The 20008-nt window shown below is 41.3% G+C and carries 20 protein-coding genes; 3 read left to right on the forward strand and 17 right to left on the reverse strand.

Features of this window, described 5'->3' with window-relative positions:
* Position 1: 1 nt before the first annotated feature.
* Positions 2 to 856, reverse strand: a complete 855-nt coding sequence (locus H7T92_RS06135; protein ID WP_041826248.1) for a bifunctional methylenetetrahydrofolate dehydrogenase/methenyltetrahydrofolate cyclohydrolase — start codon at positions 854 to 856, stop codon at positions 2 to 4.
* Between the two features lie 165 nt (positions 857 to 1021).
* Positions 1022 to 1252, reverse strand: a complete 231-nt coding sequence (locus tag H7T92_RS06140; RefSeq protein WP_003005989.1) for a DUF1797 family protein — start codon at positions 1250 to 1252, stop codon at positions 1022 to 1024.
* A gap of 247 nt (positions 1253 to 1499) precedes the next feature.
* Here H7T92_RS06140 and H7T92_RS06145 point away from each other — a divergent pair, with 247 nt between their 5' ends.
* Positions 1500 to 3764, forward strand: a complete 2265-nt coding sequence (locus H7T92_RS06145; protein WP_201037347.1) for an ATP-dependent Clp protease ATP-binding subunit — start codon at positions 1500 to 1502, stop codon at positions 3762 to 3764.
* A 48-nt stretch (positions 3765 to 3812) separates the two neighbouring features.
* On the opposite strand, the gene H7T92_RS06150 is transcribed toward H7T92_RS06145, so the two are convergent.
* Together H7T92_RS06150 and H7T92_RS06155 are read right to left on the reverse strand one after the other, a co-directional pair.
* Entirely contained in the window at positions 3813 to 4427 is a 615-nt protein-coding gene (locus H7T92_RS06150) for a GyrI-like domain-containing protein (protein ID WP_049472952.1), read from the reverse strand.
* 54 nt (positions 4428 to 4481) lie between these two features.
* The gene (locus H7T92_RS06155) at positions 4482 to 5384 is read right to left on the reverse strand and encodes a helix-turn-helix transcriptional regulator (protein WP_201037348.1); all 903 of its coding nucleotides are present in this window, start codon (positions 5382 to 5384) and stop codon (positions 4482 to 4484) included.
* Positions 5385 to 5561: 177 nt separating this feature from the next.
* Here H7T92_RS06155 and H7T92_RS06160 point away from each other — a divergent pair, with 177 nt between their 5' ends.
* Both H7T92_RS06160 and H7T92_RS06165 read left to right on the forward strand, forming a co-directional pair.
* A complete protein-coding gene (locus H7T92_RS06160) occupies positions 5562 to 6011 on the forward strand; it encodes an NUDIX hydrolase (protein WP_201037349.1) in 450 nt (149 codons plus the stop codon).
* 67 nt (positions 6012 to 6078) lie between these two features.
* On the forward strand, positions 6079 to 6381 hold the full coding sequence (locus tag H7T92_RS06165) for a DUF1827 family protein (protein ID WP_021152773.1): 303 nt from the start codon (positions 6079 to 6081) through the stop codon (positions 6379 to 6381).
* A gap of 81 nt (positions 6382 to 6462) precedes the next feature.
* Here H7T92_RS06165 and H7T92_RS06170 read toward each other — a convergent pair whose 3' ends face one another.
* The 13 genes from H7T92_RS06170 to H7T92_RS06230 all read right to left on the reverse strand — a co-directional run bounded on the left by H7T92_RS06170 (position 6463) and on the right by H7T92_RS06230 (position 20001).
* Positions 6463 to 6897 (reverse strand): GNAT family N-acetyltransferase, encoded by a 435-nt coding sequence (locus tag H7T92_RS06170; protein WP_155200228.1) that lies wholly within the window; start codon positions 6895 to 6897, stop codon positions 6463 to 6465.
* Between the two features lie 60 nt (positions 6898 to 6957).
* Positions 6958 to 9750 (reverse strand): isoleucine--tRNA ligase, encoded by a 2793-nt coding sequence (gene ileS, locus H7T92_RS06175; RefSeq protein WP_201037350.1) that lies wholly within the window; start codon positions 9748 to 9750, stop codon positions 6958 to 6960.
* Positions 9751 to 10005: 255 nt separating this feature from the next.
* Positions 10006 to 10833: a DivIVA domain-containing protein gene (locus H7T92_RS06180; protein WP_155200230.1), complete on the reverse strand. Its 828-nt coding sequence runs from the start codon at positions 10831 to 10833 to the stop codon at positions 10006 to 10008.
* A gap of 9 nt (positions 10834 to 10842) precedes the next feature.
* Positions 10843 to 11634 carry a YlmH family RNA-binding protein gene (locus H7T92_RS06185; protein WP_155200231.1) on the reverse strand — a complete coding sequence of 264 codons (792 nt, stop codon included), beginning with the start codon at positions 11632 to 11634 and terminating at the stop codon, positions 10843 to 10845.
* A gap of 6 nt (positions 11635 to 11640) precedes the next feature.
* Positions 11641 to 11904: a YggT family protein gene (locus H7T92_RS06190; RefSeq protein WP_024055397.1), complete on the reverse strand. Its 264-nt coding sequence runs from the start codon at positions 11902 to 11904 to the stop codon at positions 11641 to 11643.
* Position 11905: 1 nt separating this feature from the next.
* Entirely contained in the window at positions 11906 to 12541 is a 636-nt protein-coding gene (locus H7T92_RS06195; RefSeq protein ID WP_049483056.1) for a cell division protein SepF, read from the reverse strand.
* Positions 12542 to 12550: 9 nt separating this feature from the next.
* Complete coding sequence (locus H7T92_RS06200) at positions 12551 to 13219, reverse strand: YggS family pyridoxal phosphate-dependent enzyme (RefSeq protein WP_155200232.1); 669 nt, start codon at positions 13217 to 13219, stop codon at positions 12551 to 12553.
* 2 nt (positions 13220 to 13221) lie between these two features.
* Entirely contained in the window at positions 13222 to 14487 is a 1266-nt protein-coding gene (ftsZ, locus tag H7T92_RS06205; protein ID WP_049474213.1) for a cell division protein FtsZ, read from the reverse strand.
* A gap of 15 nt (positions 14488 to 14502) precedes the next feature.
* Positions 14503 to 15891, reverse strand: a complete 1389-nt coding sequence (ftsA, locus tag H7T92_RS06210) for a cell division protein FtsA (protein WP_155200233.1) — start codon at positions 15889 to 15891, stop codon at positions 14503 to 14505.
* Positions 15892 to 16033: 142 nt separating this feature from the next.
* Positions 16034 to 17245: a cell division protein FtsQ/DivIB gene (locus H7T92_RS06215; RefSeq protein WP_155200234.1), complete on the reverse strand. Its 1212-nt coding sequence runs from the start codon at positions 17243 to 17245 to the stop codon at positions 16034 to 16036.
* Positions 17229 to 18311, reverse strand: a complete 1083-nt coding sequence (locus H7T92_RS06220; RefSeq protein ID WP_155200235.1) for a UDP-N-acetylglucosamine--N-acetylmuramyl-(pentapeptide) pyrophosphoryl-undecaprenol N-acetylglucosamine transferase — start codon at positions 18309 to 18311, stop codon at positions 17229 to 17231. Before H7T92_RS06220 ends, H7T92_RS06215 begins: the two co-directional genes overlap by 17 nt.
* A gap of 1 nt (position 18312) precedes the next feature.
* Positions 18313 to 19662, reverse strand: coding sequence for a UDP-N-acetylmuramoyl-L-alanine--D-glutamate ligase (gene murD, locus H7T92_RS06225; RefSeq protein WP_201037351.1), 1350 nt, complete (start codon positions 19660 to 19662; stop codon positions 18313 to 18315).
* A 90-nt stretch (positions 19663 to 19752) separates the two neighbouring features.
* Positions 19753 to 20001 carry a DUF3165 family protein gene (locus H7T92_RS06230; RefSeq protein WP_049507003.1) on the reverse strand — a complete coding sequence of 83 codons (249 nt, stop codon included), beginning with the start codon at positions 19999 to 20001 and terminating at the stop codon, positions 19753 to 19755.
* Positions 20002 to 20008: the final 7 nt, after the last annotated feature.

A 20008-nucleotide genomic window follows, 5' to 3' on the forward strand; every position in this document is an offset into this window, starting at 1 on the left:
TTCATTTTTTTAAGGCACGAACAGCTGCTTCGTAGGTCTGCTCCATCAGCATGGTGACGGTCATAGGCCCAACCCCTCCTGGTACCGGGGTAATATGACTGGCCAAAGGGGCGACGGAGTCAAAATCGACATCCCCACACAATTTGCCATTCTCATCGCGATTCATTCCGACGTCAATGACGACGGCACCTTCTTTCACGAAGTCTGCTGTTACAAATTTCGCACGACCGATCGCAACAACCAAGATATCTGCTCTTCTAGCAATTTTAGGCAGATGATGGGTCCGGGAATGGGTCAAGGTTACCGTTGCATTTTTGGCGAGAAGCAACTGCGCCATTGGTTTTCCAACGATATTGGAACGACCAATCACGACTGCTCGCTTCCCTTCTAGATCAATCCCGTACTCTTTGAACATCTCCATGATCCCAGCAGGCGTCGATGGCACCATAATAGGATTTCCAGCCCACAAGCGTCCCATATTCAATGGATGAAAGCCATCCACATCTTTTGCCGGGTCAATCGCTAAAAGGACTGCATCCGCATCGATATGCTTAGGCAGTGGTAACTGCACCAAAATCCCATGCCAAAGGGGATCCTGATTGTAGTGTTCGATCACTTCTAATAATTCAGCTTGGCTGATGCTTTCAGGAAGTCGTCTCACTTCACTCCGAAAGCCTGCCGCAATAGCAGAACGCTCTTTATTTCTTACATAGATTTTGCTAGCTGGATTATCTCCTACCACGATGACAACGAGGCCAGGCACAACTCCTGTCTCTTCTTTTAATCGTGCTGTTTTCTCTGCAATCTCACCCTGTAATTTTGTAGCGAGCGCCTTCCCATCAATGAGTGTCGTCATATCAATTCTCTTTCTAGTCAAGTAATGAAAATAGTCCTCTCTATTATAGCAGATTTCAACTCTCAAACCTAACTGTTCCTAATTAGAATTTCTTATAGACGAAAACTATAGCCAGATGGACAAAAAATGAGCTTGAGACCACCCCAAACTCATCCACACAGCTACTTAGTAAAGCAATTCATAAATTTCCATTGCAATTAAATCAATGCTATCAAATGTATAGGTTTCACGCGCTTCAACATCACGAAGTGTAAAGGTTGAACCTTCTTCTTCATTGTGGTTGTAGGCTACTTCAGCGACAACAACACCGTCACGTTCAAAATTACGTTTCAAGTTTCCACCGTCTTTTGTCATTGTCTCCAAACGGTTGATAATCCGTACTAAATGTGATTCCATTTTATTTCTCCTCTTTACTTTCTACTCTCCTATTTTATCATAAAAGAGAAAGCTCTTCCAATAAAAATTCACATTTTTCCATTGATTTGCTCTTTCTTCAATCCTTAGCGACATTCCGTAGCAAATTCTTGCAAACTTCTAGAATACTGATATAATGAAACTATAAATCTTTGACTATTTTTGACCTTTCAAAAATAGGCTCGTCTCTTGATGGAAAACCATCAAAAACCTACTGTGAGGTATGTATATGCTTTGTCAAAATTGTAAAATAAATGAATCAACCATCCATTTATATACAAATGTAAATGGACGTCAGCAGCAAGTAGACCTCTGTCAAAATTGCTATAAAATTATGAAAACAGACCCAAATAACAGCTTCTTGAAAGGCATGACCCAACGGAGCCAACTCACTGGAGATCCTTTTGAAGATTTCTTCAATAACCTTGGAAACTTCCAAAGTCCGCAAGAACCTCAAACCCCTCCAACTCAATCCGGAGGCAGTTATGGAGGTGGCGGCTACGGCCAAAACAATAACCGTGGTGGCGGTCAAGACCCTCGTCAAGCCCGTCCTCAAAAGCCAAAAGGTCTTTTAGAAGAGTTCGGCATCAATGTCACAGAAATTGCCCGCAAAGGAGATATTGACCCTGTCATTGGCCGTGACGAGGAGATTATCCGTGTCATCGAAATTCTCAACCGTCGAACCAAGAACAACCCGGTTCTGATTGGAGAGCCTGGGGTCGGAAAAACTGCCGTTGTGGAAGGCCTGGCTCAAAAAATCGTCGATGGCGACGTTCCACATAAATTGCAAGGAAAAGAAGTCATCCGCCTAGATGTCGTGAGCCTCGTTCAGGGCACAGGCATTCGTGGTCAATTCGAAGAACGCATGCAAAAATTAATGGATGAAATTCGTCAACGCGAAGATGTTATTCTGTTCATCGACGAAATCCATGAAATTGTTGGTGCAGGATCAGCTGGCGAAGGCAATATGGACGCTGGAAATATCCTCAAACCAGCCTTAGCGCGCGGTGAACTCCAATTAGTCGGTGCTACTACCCTCAATGAATACCGTATCATTGAAAAAGATGCGGCCTTGGAACGTCGGATGCAGCCCGTTAAGGTCGATGAACCAACGGTTGAAGAAACCATCACCATCCTCAAGGGTATCCAGAAAAAATACGAAGACTACCACCACGTCCACTATACAGACGGAGCTATCGAAGCAGCAGCTATTCTTTCAAACCGCTACATCCAAGATCGCTTCCTGCCAGACAAGGCCATTGATTTGTTGGATGAAGCCGGTTCTAAAATGAACCTGACTCTGAACTTTGTGGATCCAAAAGTGATTGATCAGCGCTTGATTGAAGCTGAAAACCTCAAAGCTCAAGCAACCCGCGAAGAAGACTTTGAAAAAGCAGCCTACTTCCGTGACCAAATCGCGAAATACAAGGAAATGCAAGGTCAACATGTCACTGATCAGGAGACCCCTGTCATCAGTGAAAAAACGATTGAACACATCGTTGAACAAAAGACTAATATTCCTGTTGGCGATTTGAAAGAAAAAGAACAGTCTCAATTGATCAATCTGGCTTCTGATTTGAAAGCTCATGTAATCGGTCAAGATGATGCAGTAGATAAAATCGCGAAAGCCATTCGACGCAATCGTGTCGGCCTAGGATCTCCAAATCGACCAATCGGAAGCTTCCTCTTTGTCGGACCAACCGGTGTCGGAAAGACCGAATTGTCTAAACAATTGGCGATCGAGCTCTTTGGCTCTGCAGACAATATGATCCGCTTTGATATGAGCGAATACATGGAAAAACATAGCGTAGCGAAACTAGTCGGAGCTCCTCCGGGCTATGTTGGCTACGATGAAGCCGGACAACTAACAGAAAAGGTACGTCGCAATCCTTACTCCCTCGTGTTATTGGATGAAGTGGAAAAAGCCCATCCAGATGTCATGCACATGTTCTTGCAAGTCTTGGATGATGGCCGTTTGACAGATGGTCAAGGTCGTACCGTCAGCTTTAAAGATACTATTATCATCATGACCTCTAATGCTGGAACCGGCAAAGCTGAGGCCAATGTTGGTTTTGGAGCTGCTCGCGAAGGTCGAACCAACTCTGTACTTGGAGAACTCGGTAACTTCTTTAGCCCTGAATTCATGAACCGTTTTGATGGCATCATTGAATTCCAACCTCTATCAAAAGAAAACCTTCTCCAAATCGTTACCCTTATGCTCGATGAAGTCAATCAACGTCTCGCACAAAATGAGATTCATCTGGATGTGACAGAGAAGGTCAAAGAAAAACTGGTCGATCTGGGATACGATCCAAAAATGGGGGCCCGCCCACTCCGTCGTACCATCCAAGACCATATCGAAGATGCCATTACCGATTATTACCTGGAACATCCAAGTGAGAAACAACTCAAAGCAGTCATGACCAGCAATGGGAATATTAGTATCAAAGCTGCTAAAAAAGTAGAAAAGAACACTTCTGAAAAGGAAGACTAAATTTTCTAGTTTTATAAAAAGAACAGGAATTCTTATTTCCTGTTCTTTTTAATTCTCTTCTTGAATCTGATAACGAAGAATTGTTTTTAATTTATATGGATCTGTTCGATGGAGATTGTTTAGATAAATCTCACGATGAACTTTCGAAAGTCTTTTAAGTTTATGGAGTTTGCAAAAACGCTCCATTTCATCAAAAGTCTGATTTTCTGTATCAAAAGGTCCTACATGAAGCATGGCAAGACTGTAGCCTTCTTCTAGTTCTTCAAAACGAATAGCATCATAGAGCTGATTGGGCTTCTTGATTTTAACCTCTTCCAAAGCTTTATCAAACAAGTCACTCGTAACAAAATTAGGTTGACCAATCATAATACTATAAGACAGTTCACTTTTAACTAGTTTCCCTTCATTCTCCTGTTTCCATAAACCTTCTAATGGAAAAACAGTAAAATCCATGTAGTCTTGATCCAGAGGAGACTTTTTATACTTCATCTTAATAGCATATGCTAACGCATATAAGGCACTCACTCGTTGAGAAAAATCTTCTTCATTTGGATCACCTTTGCCGTCAATTATGATATAGGATTTAGAAGGTACTTGCAGGATAGTGGGCTTATCCTTGATTTGATAGAGAACTTTCTCTATTTTTCTCCATTCATATTTCATTTGACCTATCTCCTTTCTATCTCAATTCTAACATTAAAACCCTGACATCTTTTGTCAAGGTTTATAAATCTTTTGTATTTTTTCTAATCTTGAAATCATTGATCTTCTCAGATGATCCGGTTCAATAATCTCTACCCCATCTAAATAAGACAATAAGTAAGTATAAATACTCTCGTGCTCTGGCAATTGGGTTTTAACATATAAACATCCATCCTCACACTGAAAAATCTCTTCTTCTAAAAAGTCTTCATAAACTCTAAAAGCGAGCTTTTGACTAAACTTCAATGATACTTCCATTAGATTTTCCATCTTAATTGAAGTATCAATAGGTTCAATCACATTTTTTTGATTAATTGTTTCTTCCAGTAGTTGATAGTCATTAATCCTAGATAATTTAAAAAAACGCCAATCTTCTTTTGAACAACAATAAGCATGAAGATACCAGTCTCTTTTTTTAAATACTAGTTTAAAAGGCTCAACTGTACGAATCGTTTTCTGACCATTCCCACTCATATAAGTAATCGAAAGTCGTCTTTTCTCTAAGATAGCTTGTTTAATTGTATCAAAGAGATCTTTTTGCCCTTTTCGTTTCCTCCAATCTGTTAAGTCGACTTCTACCCAAGATCTAGCTGAAACTTTAAAAATAGATTCCATTTTTGTCAGTAAAAAATCTTGTTTATCTTCTGTCAAAGTCTGGAGACCTTGTAAAGCAGATAAAAGTTCTATTTTTTCCTCCTCTGATACAAGGGTGCGATCAAGAACGAAGTCTTTCATTAAAAAGGTCCCTCCAGCCTTTCCAGGAACAGAATAAAGAGGAATACCTGCTATGCTTAATCTCTCAATATCACGATAAATTGTACGTACTGAGACTTCAAATAATCGAGCAAGTTCAGGAGCGGTTATTCTCCCATTTTCTAAAAGTATGTATAAAATACGAAATAGTCTTGATTCAGCCATAAAATCACCTCCCTTTTATTATATCAATTAAACTAATTTGATAGGAGTGTTTAACTAAACAAATTTATACTTCAGACAAAGTAGCTTTTTTTGCACAAGTTCAGCAGTTTATTCTTGACAGCTTTCACCTCGTCCATTATGATAATAATAAAGATACTAGATAATGAGGAAAATTCAATGACAAATCCTACTTTTGGTGAAAAGAAACAAGATGTGACCTACGTCAATCGCTATGGTGTCTACGCTGTTATTCCCAATAAGGACAAGGATCAGATCATCCTCGTTCAAGCTCCAAATGGAGCTTGGTTCTTACCTGGCGGGGAAATCGAGGCGGGTGAAGATCACCTGCAAGCTCTGAAGCGGGAACTGATCGAAGAATTAGGCTTTACTGCTATTTTAGGGCGATACTATGGCCAAGCAGACGAGTATTTTTATTCTAGCCACCGGGATACCTACTACTACAATCCTGCCTATATTTATGAAGTCGTCGACTACACAGAAACTCAAAAACCACTGGAAGATTTTAACAATCTTGCTTGGTTCCCAGTAGAGGCAGCGATCGAAAAACTCAAACGAGGCAGTCATAAATGGGGCATTGAACAGTGGAAAATTGCCCATAAAAACTAAAGGACTTCTTTCACAAAATAAAAAAAAGTGCTATAATAAATGAAGATAGAGGTCAGGAGGAACTCATATGAAGCTCATTAATACCACCAATAGTCATGCTGCACTGGTCAAGAGCCAACTTGCCAGCACTGACGCCTTGCTTGTCGAGGTTTATTCCGCGGGCAATACTGATGTTGTTTTTACACAAGCCCCAACCCACTATGAATTATTGATCAGTAACAAACACCGTGCTATTCGTGAAACTGAAGTAGAATTAATTCGTGAGTTCTTTTTAAAACGTAAGATTGATCTTCAAAACATTGACCAATCCGCTATTAAAACCCTCTACTCCGATAAACTAATTGAAATTTCCTTTCCAATTACTAAGTAAGGCCAATTTGCCTTGCTTTTTTCTTTGGTATCTTTTTCCAAAAAAAAACCTTTCACCTCGATTATGAGATGAAAGGATTCTTTATTTCTGAAAGACCATTTTTACGTGGGAGGTAGAAGCCAAGATAAAGGGCTTGCTCACCGTTTGAAAACCTAATTTTTCATACAAGCCGACCACCTGTTCTTGAGCCTCAATTTCAATGGTCCGTCCAGGAAATCTCTGTTCACACAGGTCCAAAATCTGCTCTACCATGTCTTTTCCCAGTCCTCGACCACGGCTACCTTTGGAAACAGCCACTCTGCCAAAATGAATCGTAGCCCCTGTCTCAAAGATACGTGCATAGGCATCCACACGTCCTTCCCTATTTTGATGAAAAAGATGGATAGATCGATAATCAATATCATCGAGATCATTGTAGATCCTAGTTTGTTCCACGACAAAGGTCTCTAATCGCAGCTGAACGATCTCGTAAAACTCTTTCAGTTCTAGTTCCTTAAATTCTTTCTGGTACCACATAACTTCCTCTTTATTGAAAAGTCGCAAGGAGACTCTCTCCCTGCGATTTTTCACTTCTTATTATTTTGCTTCAAATCCTTCTGCGACTGCGTCCGCAAAGTTCTCTTCGACAATGCTTGCACAGTGATCACAGATGGTTGCGTGGTAGTGGCGTTCTGCAGTTGATGGATCGATACGACGGCAACGGTCACAAACTTCACCAGCTGCACGTTCAACAGTGAAGGCAACATCTTCGAAGGCCACTGCACCTTCTGGAGCTGAACCTTCTGCAATGGTCAACTCAGAAACAATCAAGAGTTGAGCGACATTGCTATCAACAGCTCCAAGAAGTGTTTTCACCACTTCATTTGGATAAACTGTCAAATGAGCTTCAAGAGATTTACCAATCACTTTTTCATTACGTGCTTCTTCCAAGGCTTTTTGAGCTTGACCACGGAAGTCCATGAAGGCTGACCAAGTATCCAAGATTTCTTCTTGGTTGGCAAACGTTTCTGCTTCTGGCAATTCTGATAATTGAACAAAATCCTCTGCTTCAAACTCAAGGTATGACCAGATTTCTTCAGCAGTGTGAGGAAGAATTGGCGTCAAGAGTTTAGTGATTTTCACAAGGATGTCATAGAAGACTGTTTGCATCTGACGGCGTTCAAGTGATTTAGCTCCTTCAATGTAGACAACATCTTTGGCAAAATCAAGGTAGAAGGCTGACAGATCAACATTGATAAAGTTAACCAAAGCCTTATAAATCGTCAAGAATTCGAAGTTTGCATAAGCGTCACGGATGGTCTTAACAAGCTGGTTAAAGCGGATGGTCATGTACTTATCAACAGAACGAAGTTCTTCATAAGCGACTGCATCCTCAGCTGGGTTAAAGTCAGATGTGTTAGCAATCAAGAAACGAAGCGTGTTACGGATCTTACGATAAGTTTCAGAGACTTGGCTCAAGATATCCATTGAGATACGTACGTCGTTACTTGAGTCTACACTAGTCACCAAGAGACGCAAGATTTCCGCACCAAATTGCTTTTCAACATCGCTTGGAGCAATGGTATTCCCAAGAGATTTAGACATCTTCTCACCTTTACCATCTAATGTGAAACCTTGAGACAAGATTTGCTTGTAAGGTGCTACGCCATGGTTCGCTACAGAGGTGATAAGTGATGAGTTAAACCAACCACGGTATTGGTCTGAACCTTCTAGGTAAAGATCTGCTGGGTATTTGAGTTCTGGACGGTTAACCACGACCCCATTCCATGATGAACCTGAGTCGAACCAGACATCCATGATATCTGTTTCTTTTTTGAACTCACCATTTGGTGAACCTGGATGGGTAAATCCTTCTGGCAAGAGGTCTTTGGCATCACGTTGCCACCAGACGATTGATCCGTGCTCTTCAAAGAGTTCAGCTACATGTTCGATGGTTTCAGCTGTCATGATTGGTGTGCCATCTTCAGCATAGAAGATTGGAAGTGGAACTCCCCATGCACGTTGACGAGAGATGACCCAGTCACCACGGTCACGAATCATGTTATAAAGACGCACTTTCCCCCATTCTGAGTGGAATTTCACTTTTTCAATTTCGTCCAAGATATCTTGACGGAATTTTGATACAGAAGCGAACCACTGTGGCACGGCACGCCAGATGATTGGTTTTTTCGTCCGCCAGTCAAATGGGTAGGAGTGAGAGATTTCTTCTTGAGCAAGAAGTAAATCGCCAAGTTTCTCAATAACCGTTGGTACAACCTTGTCGTAGAACTGACCTGCAAAATCAGGACCAGCATTCTCCATCATAATACCGCGTTCGTTAACCGTAACGGCTACTTCGAGGCCATTTGCAATCCCTACATTGTAGTCATCCTCACCAAAACCAGGAGCCGTATGGACAATACCAGTACCTGAATCAAGGGTTACATGCTCACCAAGGATCACCAATTCATCAACTTCCGTATCCCATGGGTGTTCTGTAACGATATGGTTCAATTCTTTCCCTTGGTAAGTAGCAAGGACTTCAACATTCTCCCAACCGAATTTTTCAGAAAGGCTTGGCAAAAGCTCAGACGCTACGACATACTTACGATCAGATCCAGCAGGTTTCACTACGACATAATCAAAGTCTGCACCTACTGTCAATCCACGAGAAGCTGTAACCGTAAATGGAGTTGTTGTCCAAACAACGATGTAGGTATCTGTATCTAGGACACCCTTACCATCTTTAACTTTGTTAGCATAGTAAAGAGAAGTTGATACCAAATCATGGTATTCAATCTCTGCTTCAGCAAGGGCTGATTCAGAAGACCAAGACCAGTAAACTGGCTTCGCTCCACGATAGATATAGCCTTTATTGGCCATTTCACCAAAGACTCGGATTTGCGCTGCTTCATAGTCAGGCGTCAAGGTGACATAAGGATGATCCCAATCACCTGAAACACCCAAGCGTTTGAAGTCTTCGCGTTGTTTATCTACTTGAGAAAGGGCGTATTCACGGCAAAGTTTCAAGTACTCAACCAAGTCCATTTCTTTACGTTTCACGCCTTGTTTAGCCAAGACTTGCTCAATTGGCAAACCATGGGTATCCCAACCTGGGATATAAGGGGCATAAAAGCCTGACATAGACTTAGAACGAACAATGATATCTTTTGAAATCTTGTTCATGGCATGTCCTACGTGAATGTTTCCGTTGGCATAGGGAGGGCCATCATGAAGTGTAAAATGCGGTTTTCCTTCATTCAACTCTTGACGGCGTTGATACAATTTTGCATCTTCCCATTCTTTTTGCCAAACTGGTTCTTTCGTTGGAAGACCAGCCCGCATTGGAAAGGCTGTTTTCCCAAGGTTCAATGTTTCTTTAAGTTTCATTGTGTCTCCTTATTGATTTAAAAAGCTATAAAAAAAACACGAGCATCCTAAAAAGGACGATTGCTCGTGGTACCACCTTTGTTCGAGAAGTCGCAAGAGACTTTCTCCTCTCATCCCGTAACGAGGGAAACGTCCGTTCTTACTCAATGATTCAGAACGAATACTGTAAAAGGATCATCCATTAAGAGGGAGTGCAGATCTTCCACCATCATCTGCTCGCTAGACCTATCATTAATGGACCTGTTTTTACAAAAATTATAAAATATTGACAGATTCACGATTTGCATCATCTTCAGGTTGAACAGTTTCTTCAACCGCAACAACTTCCTCATTTTCATGACGAGCGTGCTCTGCTTCTTCTAAAGCGGATTGAACTTTTTCATTCAAACCTTCAAACGCTTGTGTCGCACCCAATTCTAAGTTAGCTGCTTCAATACGTTTTTGCAATTCTTCGATTTCAGCTGGAGAGAATTGACGAGTCAAATCAATGTTCTCATCTTCTGCATGATGATGGTGAACAGATTCACCCAAAGCTTTCTCAACAATTTCACGGAAAGCTTCATCACTTGTTTGAATATACATAGCTGTTGGGCGAAGAATTTCATCCCATTCAGGCGTATCGATAATGCTCAATTGGCTTTCGATTGTTGATTTCAAACGTTGATGGAAGACGCGTGTCTTGTTCTTCAACTCCTCTGTTTCAACGGCAACCTTCTTGGCGTTATCCGTTGCATGACGAAGGATTTCATTTGCTTTTTGTTTTGCTTCATCTACTAAATGTTGTGCATCTTGTTCAGCTTGACGAACAATATTTTCAGAACGTTCGTTAGCTGCTTGTTTTACACGTTCAGCAGTATCTTGTGCAATCAAAACAGATTGACTCAATGAATCTTTCATTTCATCAAAATAGTTTAAGCGTTCTTCAAGAGCTTGAATTTTTGCTTCTTGATCATGATTTAAACGAACAAGATCTTCATAATCGCGAACAACGATATCTAGAAATTCTTCTACTTCGTTCGCATCATACCCTCTAAATTTAACGCCAAAAGTTTTATCTTTAATTTCTAAAGCAGTAAGAGCCATAACTCCTCCTCATTTTTTACTTAAGAGTACTTCAACAGTTACTTTATATTTTCCACTCTTTGAAATACCATTTTCAGAAACAATTTTAAGACGCCCAAAGCGTCGGACACTGACTAAATCATTCAAACCTACAGCATAGCTAACATTAGAAGTTGTCGCATAATTAACTTTCACCAAGCCAGAACTAATCAACTGACTGGCTTGTGAGCGCGAAAGCCTGAAGGTCCCAGCAATCACCTTGTCTAACCGAAAACTTGACACGAGAATATCTCGCTGCTGGCTTTCTTCCTCTACAACAATCTGTTCAGATAGAGGAACTTCCCTAAGCTTAACAGGCACACGAGAAATTTTCTGGATGTGATCCATGAAATAGGGAACAAAACGCTGTTCAACAAATACTTGGATCTTTCCTTCACTCGTTAGAATATCTCCAAAAGACTTGCGCTCCACTCCTAATTGGTGAACAATGGTCCCCAGAACCTGGGAATGGGTCAAGTGATGAAATTTGGAAGCATAGGCCATCTCTATTAAGGCCAGATCAAAGTCACTTGGATCCAATTGATAATAATCCGGAGCCACAATGACCTTGGCATACTCCATTTTCTGCTCATCACTGGAAGCAAAGACCTGTAATTGATAGCTTGCCGCAACATTTCGTAAAATAGCGACCTGATGAGGGTTTAAAAAACCCGTCACTTCAACAGAATAGCGTTCAATTACTCTTTCTGACAATTCAATACAACGATCAATAAATTCGTGATCTTCGCGATTGAAATGTTGATAAATCTCTTTCTGTCCCATCGTATTCTAACCAATCAAAAATAGAAACAACCGGGCTAATAGCTGATTCATTAGGTTCAAGACCAAAAGTGCTACAAGAACCGTAAAATCCAAGCCTCCAACCTGCAAAGGTAACTTTCTAAAAAGGCTCAAAAATGGTTCAACTAGGCGGTGAACCATTTGTCCAAGAGTACTCTGAGGTGCCCCAGGGAACCAAGAAAGTAAGGCATAGATGACAAGAATGATGGAATAGATTTGAATGATATTTGAAAGATATTGAAAGATAATCATCTTAGCGATTACGTTTCATATCATAGTCGAATTCTGTCACTTCCACATCATTTGGAAGGCGAATATCTTCCACATTAACGACTACATTAATTGGAGTCAACAAGTACATGGTGCTTGCAACACGGCGAAGATTTCCTGCCAAAACATAACGAGCCCCATCCAAATAATCCAAACAACGACGGGCTTGTACCTCTGTCATATATTGGAAGTCAATCAAGATACTCTCATTAGATAGTAATAGATCGACAATTTCAGTCGCTTCCTCGTATTTACGGGGATAGCGTACATCAATGGTAATCTTTTCATCTGTATTCGCACGATTAGCAGCCAATTCACGTTGACGTTCATGCAAGCGAGTGATATTTTCAGATGTATTTTTCGTTGTAGACACAGATTCCTTCACAGCTGCTGTAGATACAGGAGTTGTAACAGGTGCGACAGGAGTCGGTTTTGGTTTTGGTTTTACCGGTTCTTTTTGACTAATCTGTGGACGTGGAGAAGTCACTTGAGGAGTCGGCTGTGGCTGTGGAACTGGTTGTGTTTCCGCACCAGCTGCTTTTGCCTCGCGAACTTCTACTTCTTCACCGTCTTCTGTGAAGTAGTCAATAAAGTTGTTAAATTTATCTTTTAATGACATAGTTCTTTCCTATTTAAAAAATGATGTCCCAATTCTAACATAAGTCGCACCGTTCGCAATGGCTACTTCAAAGTCACGACTCATACCCATACTTAGTTCTGAAAAAGGCATATTTTTTAATTGTTTCTTTTCTAGTTGTTTCTGAAGTTGGTGAGTTTTTGAAAAAATATCCTGCAACTCTTCTTGACTAGCCTCAAAAGGAGCCATCGTCATTAAACCAACAATTTCAATTTTGTCCAGCTGTGCGATTTCCGCTAAAACATCATCCAGTTCATCGGGTGCAAATCCATGCTTACTTTCTTCACCAGAAATGTTCACTTGGAGGAAACACTTGATCGGGTGTTCTGCTCGCTTTTGAATTTCTTGAGCTAGCTTCACCGAATCCAAGGCATGAAAGTAATCGACGAGATTGATCACGTCTTTTACTTTTCGCCGTTGGAGGCTCCCAATCAAGTGCCAAGTGAGGTCATACTCTTTTAGAGCTTGATACTTTTCTAGGAATTTATCAACACGATTTTCACCGATATGTTGGATACCTGTTTTCACCAGTGCTTCTGTTGTTGCAACATCTACATACTTGGTGACAGCTATCACATTAACTTGATCTTGGCGGTTAGCTTTGTTTCTTGCTGTTTCTACTTGTTGCCGTACAAGATCAGCATTCTGTTCCAGATTCATGATTAACGATTCCGGAAGAATGGTGGTGTTTCCAATTCATCATCATCTGAAGATGAATCTACATAACGATCAACTTGATGTGTTGATGTTGGTTCAGTTTGGCGAACGATATTCTCACGGCGAATATCCCAATCACCAAAAGCTGAGCCACGGTTTGGTTCTACCGCTGGACGACTTGGAGTTGTTGGCAATTCAACATCTTGTTTCAAATCAAATTCACGGTCAAATGGTGCCGTTTGTGGGCGTTGTTCACGTGGTCCTGTTTTATAAGGACGTTGTGAGGAAGCAATTCCGCTGACGCGTTCTACCTTGTCTTGACGGACACCGGTTGCAACAACCGTCACGCGGATTTCATCTTTAAGAGATTCATCAATAGATGTACCCAACCAGATGTTCACTCCGTGACCTGCAGCTTGGTTCACAATTTCTGAAGCTTCTTCAGCTTCGATCAAAGTCATATCCAAACCACCTGTTACGTTGACGATCACGTCTTCAGCACCGTCAATGGTTGTTTCAAGGAGTGGTGAGTAGATAGCTTTACGAGCTGCTTCGATAACGCGTTCTTCACCGCTACCAACACCAATACCCATGAGGGCATTTCCTTTGTTTTCCATAACAGTCTTCACGTCTGCAAAGTCAAGGTTGATCAATCCAGGACTTGTGATCAAGTCAGTGATCCCTTGAACACCTTGACGAAGAACGTTGTCAGCTTCACTCAACGCTTCAAGAAGCGGTGTCTTCTTGTCCACAATTTCAAGCAAGTTGTTATTAGAAATAATCAACAATGTATCTACATGTTCGCGAAGTTCATTAATCCCTTCAATAGCAAAGTTCCCACGTTTTGAACCTTCAAACCCGAATGGACGAGTAACAACTGCTACTGTCAAAGCACCAACTGCTTTAGCAATACGAGCGATGACTGGTGCAGCACCTGTACCAGATCCTCCACCCATCCCTGCAGTGATGAAGACCATGTCTGCACCTTGCAAAGCTTCTGTTAACACTTCTTCGCTTTCTTCAGCTGCCTTGCGACCAACTTCAGGTTGACCTCCAGCACCCAATCCACGAGTCAATTTTGGACCCAATTGGATAACTGTTTCAGCTTTTGCACTTGAAAGTGCTTGAACATCTGTATTAGCTGCGATGAATTCTACACCGGCAACGCCTTCGTCAATCATACGATTGATGGCGTTACCGCCACCGCCACCGACACCGATTACTTTAATTACTGCACCTTGTGCCGCTGCTGTGTCAAATGAAAATGTCATAAATACTTACACTCCTTAATCAAACATATTACCGATCAAATTTTTCATTCGGTCTGTGAATGTAGTTTTTGGTTCTTGTTTGCTATCATTGCTTGCTACTGGAATTTCTTGAGCATCTACTGGAGATTCAATCTTCTCAGCATTGTACGCAGGTACTACCGGTTGTGCTGGAGCAGCAGGTTGTGGTTGTACTTGTGGTTGCACAGGTCGATCAAATTGAATCGGTTGTTGACGCAAGACTTCGTCTCCATGAACCGCAGCTTGAGCAATAATATCCACATCTGTCAAATTGCCTGCATATTCAGACAAGCTAATTACATGGGCAAAAGCTGGATTGCGAATTCCAATTTGATTTGGAACAAACAATTTCACATTTACACCAAAGACTTCTTGAGCCAATTCTTCAACACCTGGAAGGATCGCACCTCCACCGATGATGACAATACCACCAGGAAGATCCAACAAATGTCTTCTTTCAAGGTCTTGCTTGATTTGCTCAAAGATGTGTTTGATACGTGCTGAAATGATTTCAGCCAAGTACTTCTCAGTCACTTCAACTGGCTCTACTTCACCGATGACTTCTACATGGAAGACTTCGTTTCCAGCAGATGGTACATAGGCTTCACCATAGTTGAACTTCAAGCCTTCTGCTAATTTTTGGGAAGTTTTCAATACTTTAGAAATATCTTTGGTAACATAATCGCCACCTTCTTGGTAGATATTTGTAAATTGAAGTTCTTGGCTACGAACAGATGCCACCGTTGTTTGGCCACCACCCATATCGATCACCGTTGCTCCGAATTCACGTTCGCCTTCATTCAAGACTGTTTTGATCATCGCAAGCGGTGAAATGATGATGTTTTCAATTTGTAAGCCTGCACGTTCAACGGTTTTACGCAAATTGTGCAAGATTGTACGAGGTCCTGTATAAAGAAGACCACGCATTTCAAGTCGAATCCCCATCATTCCGCGTGGATCGCGGATTCCTTGGAAACCATCAACTGTGAATTCCTCAGGAATGAAGGTGATTACTTCACGATCCGGTGTCATACTTTTTGTGAGTGCAGATTTGACAACATTTTCAACATCTGCATCTGTGATTTCTTTTGAATCACTTGTGACTGGAATCATTCCTTGAGTTGCTTCGATTTGTAGTAAGTTTGCAGGCAACCCAACATTGACTAGATTGATTGAAATCCCTGCTTTTTCTTCAGCTTGGCTGATTGCATTTTTAATTGCATTTGAAGCAGCTTCGATATCTACTATAATTCCATCTTTGACGCCAGCACTTTTTGCATTGCTGACTCCAATTACATTCATTTCTCCATTGACATGTTCTGCCACCAATACTTTTATTGAACTAGTACCGATATCTAAACCTGTAAAAAAGCCGTCTCTAGCCATTACACCAGTCCTCTCTCTTTATTTGTTTTCACTTTACATCTATTTATAGCCCTTTTAGTTGGAACTATCCAAACTTCATTATATCACAAAGAAGCCTAAAATGGACATTTTTTCTTCAATTATTTGAGATAATTTATGGGCTTTACTCATTCCCAGAAGAATTCTCTCCTTCTGGATTCTGTTCTTGGCTTGCTTCCTCAGAATGTTCTTCTTGCTTTTCTGTACTTTCAGCCTTTTCTTTTTCAGCTTGCTCTTTGGCATCTGCAATGGATTGTTCACTATAGCTGAAGACTCCAGCCTCCATATCAATGGTGGAATCATCGTCTAATTGCTTACTAATGGCTTTATAGTAAGGAAGCTTGCGGGTAATTTGGGAAACAGGCACCAAGATTTTATTATCGTTTTTCATAGTGATGGTCACCAGATCCTTGGTGACCTTGCTCGGAGTCAGATCTACCGAAACAATTTTATCCGTAATGGACGAAGAAATAGACTTCATTTCTTGGACAAATTGTCTAACTAATTCTCGATCTGAGAATTTTAAGCTAATATAGGAGGACGGCAATTCCGAAGCTGGAGTTACTGTCTCCACTACTTCTCCATTTTCCAATACTGGATAGTGGTCTTCTCCCGTCACATAATAGGCAACCACTTTGTGTTCCACGATATTGACTTTAAAGGTCACTGGGAATTGATAATGCATGTGCACTTCTTTGATCCACGGACTAGCCGTTTTCATATTTTGTTCATAGACCGATTTATGAAGGAAGGTCGTCAGAGTATAATCTTCTTCTTTGATGCGACTTTTTTCATACAAGAGTTGCTGATCAACCGCCTTGTTCCCTGAAAATTCAATCACTTTCTGTGTGGACAAGGGACTTAAAAAATAGATTGAGAGAAGGGCGACAATCGAGCTGATTCCGATTACCGGAAGGGCACGATAGATATGGCGTTTTGCCACTGTCGGTTCCTTCTTTGGTTTTTTCGTCTTCAAGCCTTTAAAAAATGAAGGCTTTTTCTCTTGTTTCTCTGAAGGATCTAGCTCCTCTTTAGCCGGATCAACTTCTTCTCCTTCTGAACTTTCTCCATCCGCATCTGGATCCTCTTTGGCCTCAGATTCATCTTCCTCTTCAGACTCTTCTATTTCTTCAGATTCTTCCTCTGAGACAGAAGCTGTTTCTTTTTCTGAAAGGTCTTCGTCTTCTTTTGCTTCTTCGCTTTCAGTTTCCTCTGTCTCAGCTTCTTCCGCTTTTTCAAGCGCTTTTTTTTCTAAATATTCTTTGTTTCTTTTTTGCCAGGCTGACAATTCTGTAATTTTGTCATCCGTTGGTGTTTTTTTATTGTCGTCCGTCATCTTTTCCCTTACTGATATCCTTTTGAAGCAGGTCATAAAAATCGTCTAGTGAAAGGAGTTCTGTCGATTTTTCCATTGCTTGGTGGTAAACTTGGCTTTGCTTCAACATTTCTTGAATGGTTTCATTAAAGGTTTCGAGGGTCAATTGATCTTCCTGCAATTGCTCTGCATAACCTTTATCCACAAAATATTGGGCATTTTCAATCTGATCGCCACGGCTGGCTTCTTTTCCAAGTGGTACAATCAAATGGAGTTTGTTCATAGCCAAGAGTTCAAATAAGGTATTGGCTCCACCCCTAGTCACCACTAAATCAGCCTTCTGGAGCATGGGCAAATACTGATCGGTTACATAATCCACTCGATACAAGCCACCCTCAGCCTGATTCAATGTTGAATCGCCCGTCAAATTGATGATATTGTAGTGCTGCAAGAGCTCTGCTTGATGCTCTGTTACAAATTCATTAAAGACACGCGCACCAGCTGATCCTCCGACAAAGAGAAGGGTCGGCAACTCTTTTCGGAAACCTTTTGTTTTTTCTTCTAAAACTTCTGAAGTCGGCGGAATATGATCTGTGACCTTGGTTACCGCACCGATATGCTCACTCTTTGTCAAACCATGTGCTTGCTCAAAAGTCGTGTACATCTTGGTAGCAAATTTATAAGCAATTTTATTGGCCAATCCCATCGAGAGATCGGACTCATGGATATAGACAGGAACACGAGTGAGACGAGCCGCGATCACTGGTGGCACCGAGACAAATCCCCCTTTTGAGAAGAGAACTTGTGGACGCACACGGAGCAGAATCGCTATGGATTGGAGCGTTCCCCAAGCCACCTTGAACACATCCATCATATTTTGGAAAGAGAAATAGCGACGCAATTTCCCTGTTGCAATCGAATGGAATCGTACCTCTAAGCCAGACTTTTTGATCTCTTGGTATTCGATTCCTTTTTTGTCCCCAATATAATGAACTTCCCATCCATCTTCGATAAATTTTGGAATCAAGAGGAGATTAAGGGTCACATGTCCCACGGTTCCCCCACCAGTAAACATTATTTTTTTCATCTTATTTCAACCCTTTTACTGTAGCAAGGAATTCATCCCCACGCACTTCAAAATTCGGATACATATCCCAGCTGGCATTGGCAGGACTTAAGAGCACAACATCTCCAGGGCTAGCCAAGTCGAAGGCTTTCTTTGTAGCATCTGCTACATCTGTCGCATCGACATATGAAACACCCGCTTTATCGGCTGCACGTTTCACTCGAGGAGCTGATTCCCCGAGAATCACCATTTCCTTTAGACCAGTAATGTGAGGCACCAATTCATCAAATTCATTGCCACGATCGAGCCCTCCTGCAATCAAGATAACCTTGCTGTTATCAAAACCAGAAAGAGCTTTTTGTGTCGCTAAAATATTGGTCGATTTACTGTCATTGTAGAATTTGACACCTTGAATCTCATCCACATATTGTAGACGGTGTTTAACGCCCCCGAAGGCTGACAAGGTTTCTTTAATGACCTCATTCTCTACTCCCCGAACTTTTGCAACAGCAATCGTCGCCAAGGCATTTTCTACATTGTGGCTCCCTGGAACACCCAGTTCATCCGCACGCATGACAGCTTCTCCCTTAAACTTGAGAAGTCCATCTTCCAAATAAGCACCGTCCACTTTTTCGATTGTAGAAAATGGAAGGACCCTTGCCTTGGTTTTTGTAGCCAGTTCCTTAGCCAGGTCTTGGTTGAAGTTTAATACAATGACATCTTTTTCTGTCATATTCTTTTGAAGATTCCATTTGGCAGCTACATAATTTTCAAAAGAACCATGGTAGTCGATATGGGTTGGCATGAGGTTGGTAATCACTGCAATTTCTGGATGGAAGGCTTCAATGCCCATCAATTGGAAAGAAGACAATTCCATGACCAGAACTTCTTTTTCTGTTGCTGTTTGTGCAACTTGGCTGGCTGGAAAACCAATATTCCCAGACAATAGACCACCTTGACCAGCAGCCGTCAAAACTTCCCCGATCATGGTTGTCGTCGTCGTTTTTCCGTTTGATCCTGTAATCCCAATAATTGGCGCATCCGAAATCAGATAGGCCAATTCCACTTCAGTAAGGACTGGAATACCCTTTTCAAGTGCTTTTTCGACCATCGGATTCGTATAAGGGATTCCAGGATTTTTGACCATAACCGCAAAGTCTTCATCCAACAACTCCAGAGGGTGGCCTCCTGTCACAACTTTAATCCCTTCTTCCAGTAAACTTTGTGCTGCTGGATTTTCTTCAAAAGGTTTGCCATCATTGACGGTCACAATCGCTCCTAAGCGATCCAACAAACGGGCAGCTGACTCGCCTGACTTAGCCAAACCTAATACAAGAACCTTTTTATTTTCAAATTGTTTCACAAATTTCATGATTTCTTCGCTCCATTTTTATCACTCTCTATTTTACCTTTTTTTAGCAAAATTAAAAAGCCCAAAGGGCTTTAAAAATCACGTCACCGTTTATTTTTTCTGTTTGGTCGTCATTTTGGAAATATCTACCAAAGCCAGGTAGCCAACAAAGGCTAGAAAGGCTCCGACAAAAAACTCGGACGGTAGTTGAAATATCTGAAAAATGGCGAGACAAGCAAGGACGATAAAAGAGACGATCAAGACCACCATTGTGACACTGTTTAAGGTACCACGAATACTCTTTGGGGTCATAAAAAGGTAAAAAAGGAGAATCAAAATCCCTAAGATAAAATAGACCATTTTGTTT

This window comes from Streptococcus parasanguinis (assembly GCF_016648855.1).
GTDB classification, from domain to species: Bacteria; Bacillota; Bacilli; order Lactobacillales; family Streptococcaceae; genus Streptococcus; species Streptococcus parasanguinis_L.

What these genes read in the sequence shown, in the direction of transcription:
- H7T92_RS06135 (WP_041826248.1), bottom strand. Translation starts at nt 856, where the DNA reads ATGACGACACTCATTGATGGGAAGGCGCTCGCTACAAAATTACAGGGT.
- H7T92_RS06140 (WP_003005989.1), bottom strand. Translation starts at nt 1,252, where the DNA reads ATGGAATCACATTTAGTACGGATTATCAACCGTTTGGAGACAATGACA.
- H7T92_RS06145 (WP_201037347.1), top strand. Translation starts at nt 1,500, where the DNA reads ATGCTTTGTCAAAATTGTAAAATAAATGAATCAACCATCCATTTATAT.
- H7T92_RS06150 (WP_049472952.1), bottom strand. Translation starts at nt 4,427, where the DNA reads ATGAAATATGAATGGAGAAAAATAGAGAAAGTTCTCTATCAAATCAAG.
- H7T92_RS06155 (WP_201037348.1), bottom strand. Translation starts at nt 5,384, where the DNA reads ATGGCTGAATCAAGACTATTTCGTATTTTATACATACTTTTAGAAAAT.
- H7T92_RS06160 (WP_201037349.1), top strand. Translation starts at nt 5,562, where the DNA reads ATGACAAATCCTACTTTTGGTGAAAAGAAACAAGATGTGACCTACGTC.
- H7T92_RS06165 (WP_021152773.1), top strand. Translation starts at nt 6,079, where the DNA reads ATGAAGCTCATTAATACCACCAATAGTCATGCTGCACTGGTCAAGAGC.
- H7T92_RS06170 (WP_155200228.1), bottom strand. Translation starts at nt 6,897, where the DNA reads ATGTGGTACCAGAAAGAATTTAAGGAACTAGAACTGAAAGAGTTTTAC.
- ileS (WP_201037350.1), bottom strand. Translation starts at nt 9,750, where the DNA reads ATGAAACTTAAAGAAACATTGAACCTTGGGAAAACAGCCTTTCCAATG.
- H7T92_RS06180 (WP_155200230.1), bottom strand. Translation starts at nt 10,833, where the DNA reads ATGGCTCTTACTGCTTTAGAAATTAAAGATAAAACTTTTGGCGTTAAA.
- H7T92_RS06185 (WP_155200231.1), bottom strand. Translation starts at nt 11,634, where the DNA reads ATGGGACAGAAAGAGATTTATCAACATTTCAATCGCGAAGATCACGAA.
- H7T92_RS06190 (WP_024055397.1), bottom strand. Translation starts at nt 11,904, where the DNA reads ATGATTATCTTTCAATATCTTTCAAATATCATTCAAATCTATTCCATC.
- H7T92_RS06195 (WP_049483056.1), bottom strand. Translation starts at nt 12,541, where the DNA reads ATGTCATTAAAAGATAAATTTAACAACTTTATTGACTACTTCACAGAA.
- H7T92_RS06200 (WP_155200232.1), bottom strand. Translation starts at nt 13,219, where the DNA reads ATGAATCTGGAACAGAATGCTGATCTTGTACGGCAACAAGTAGAAACA.
- ftsZ (WP_049474213.1), bottom strand. Translation starts at nt 14,487, where the DNA reads ATGACATTTTCATTTGACACAGCAGCGGCACAAGGTGCAGTAATTAAA.
- ftsA (WP_155200233.1), bottom strand. Translation starts at nt 15,891, where the DNA reads ATGGCTAGAGACGGCTTTTTTACAGGTTTAGATATCGGTACTAGTTCA.
- H7T92_RS06215 (WP_155200234.1), bottom strand. Translation starts at nt 17,245, where the DNA reads ATGACGGACGACAATAAAAAAACACCAACGGATGACAAAATTACAGAA.
- H7T92_RS06220 (WP_155200235.1), bottom strand. Translation starts at nt 18,311, where the DNA reads ATGAAAAAAATAATGTTTACTGGTGGGGGAACCGTGGGACATGTGACC.
- murD (WP_201037351.1), bottom strand. Translation starts at nt 19,662, where the DNA reads ATGAAATTTGTGAAACAATTTGAAAATAAAAAGGTTCTTGTATTAGGT.
- H7T92_RS06230 (WP_049507003.1), bottom strand. Translation starts at nt 20,001, where the DNA reads ATGGTCTATTTTATCTTAGGGATTTTGATTCTCCTTTTTTACCTTTTT.